Annotated in this window: 2 protein-coding genes; both read left to right on the forward strand. The window is 73.7% G+C overall.

Features of this window, described 5'->3' with window-relative positions; all coding sequences use genetic code 11:
• On the forward strand, window positions 1-591 hold a 591-nt coding region (locus GSF22_RS33370; RefSeq protein WP_208817886.1), incomplete at its 5' end, for a GntR family transcriptional regulator.
• Window positions 588-1,717 (forward strand): MFS transporter (locus GSF22_RS33375; RefSeq protein ID WP_208817887.1); only part of this gene is annotated, 1,130 nt, incomplete at its 3' end. The genes GSF22_RS33370 and GSF22_RS33375, both read left to right, overlap by 4 nt.

The raw sequence follows: 1,717 nt of genomic DNA on the forward strand, positions 1-1,717 counted from the left end.
CGGGGCATCCTGGAACAGGTCTACCCCGGCGGTCTCCTGATCAGCGAAGGTGAGATCGCCGAGGCCACCGGTGTCTCCCGCACCCCGGTCCGGGAGGCCCTGCTCCGCCTCGAAGCCGAGGGCCTGGTCCGGCTGTACCCCAAACGGGGCGCCCTGATCCGGCCGGTCTCCGTCCGCGAGATCACCGACGTGATCGAAGCCCGCCGGCTGGTCGAACTGCACGCCGCCGACCAGGTCTGGTCGCAGCGGGACGCGCTGCGCCCGGTGCTCGCCGACTGGCTCGACCGGATGCGCGCCGCCCACGCCGCCGGTGACGTGCGCGCCCTGATGGAGGCCGACCGGGCCTTCCACGCCAGTGTGGTCGAGGCCGCCGGCAACGAGATCCTCGCCGAGCTGTACCACCGGCTCCGCGACCGGCAACTGCGGATGGGGGAGACCAGCTTCCGGCTCTCGCCCGGCTGGGCCCGGGTCGCCCTCGCCGAGCACGCCGCCCAACTCGCCGCGCTCGACGGCGACGACCCGCAACGCTGGCGCGACGCGGTCCGCGCGCACATCGACAACTCCGGAACCGTGCTGCGGACCCTGAGGTGACCGCCGGACCGGCCACAGTGCGCCGCCCCGCCGTCCTGATCTGGGCGGTCGCGCTCAGCGCCTACGTCGCCGCCGTGTTCCACCGCAGCTCGCTCGGGGTCACCGGGGTCGACGCCACGCACCGCTTCGACATCAACGCCGCCGCCCTGGCCACCTTCTCGGTGGCCCAGCTCGCCGTGTACGCCGCCATGCAGATACCCGTCGGGGTGCTGCTCGACCGGTACGGCTCCCGGCGGCTGCTCGTCACCGGCGCCGCCCTCATGGTCACCGGCCAGGTCTGCTTCGCGGTCACCACCGACGTGCGGCTGGCCGTGGCCGCCCGGGTCCTGGTCGGGCTCGGCGACGCGATGACCTTCATCAGCGTGCTGCGGGTCGTCACGTTCTGGTTCCCCGGGCGCCGGAACCCGCTCATGGTGCAGCTCACCGGCACGCTCGGTCAGCTCGGCGCGATCCTCGCCGCGGTACCCCTGGTCGCGTTGCTGCACCACGCCGGCTGGACCCCGGCGTTCCTCACCGCCGCCGCGCTCGGTGCCACCGTGCTGCTGCTCGTGCTCGCCGCCGTCCGGGACACCCCGGGCCGTGGTCCGCAGGCGGTGCCCGCCGGGCCGGCGGCCGTCCGGGGTGAACTGGCCGCCGCCTGGTCGCACCCCGGCACCCGGCTCGGACTGTGGACCCACTTCGTCACCCAGTTCTCCGGCGCGGTCTTCGCGCTGCTCTGGGGGTTCCCGTTCCTCGTGCAGGCGCAGGGCCTGTCGCCGACCGCCGCCGCCTGGCTGCTCACCCTGCTGACCGTCGCGTCCCTGGCGTCCGGTCCGCTCGTCGGGTACCTGTGCACCCGGTACCCGTTCCACCGTTCGGTGGTGGTCTTCACCATCACCGCCGGCACCGCCGCCGTCTGGGCCGCCGTCCTCGCCTGGCCCGGACCGGCCCCGCGCTGGCTGCTGGTCGTCCTGGTGCTGGTCCTCGCGGTCAACGGCCCCGGGTCGGTGATCGGTTTCGACTACGCGCGCACCTCGAATCCACTGCACCGCATCAGCAGCGCCACCGGCATCGTCAACGTGGGCGGCTTCGTCGCCTCGATCCTGCTGATCCTCGCCGTGGGTGTCGTCCTGGACCTGTCCACCCC

This window comes from Micromonospora echinofusca, from assembly GCF_017614955.1.
GTDB lineage: Bacteria > Actinomycetota > Actinomycetes > Mycobacteriales > Micromonosporaceae > Micromonospora > Micromonospora echinofusca_A.